General features: G+C 54.9%; 1 protein-coding gene. It reads right to left on the bottom strand.

Annotated elements, in window-relative coordinates; genetic code table 11:
- The coding region (locus ACO0LK_RS27115; RefSeq protein WP_422980624.1) for a hypothetical protein at positions 1 to 255 on the bottom strand (255 nt) is incomplete at both ends.

Raw genomic sequence — 255 nt, 5'->3', positions numbered from 1 at the left:
CTGCTACGTTGTTGTTGGAGACGTTGCGAACCAGGACGCCTGTGACGTCTGGCAGTTTGCTGAAGTCTACAGCCTGGGCTGCATTGTTCAACAATACTTGGACTGCTTCAACTTTGGTGATGACGCTCGATGTGGCTGTGACGTTACCGCCGTTGACAACGATGAGGGTGTCTGTACCGTCGCCGCCGGTGATGCTGTCGCCCGCTTCAACTGTGTCAGCCAGGATGAAGGTGTCGTTACCTTTACCGCCGATGA

Source organism: Undibacterium sp. Ji49W, from assembly GCF_049340205.1.
Classification (GTDB): domain Bacteria; phylum Pseudomonadota; class Gammaproteobacteria; order Burkholderiales; family Burkholderiaceae_D; genus Undibacterium.
Note: the sequence above shows the minus strand (reverse complement) of the source record. Positions and strands in the feature narration are given on the sequence as shown.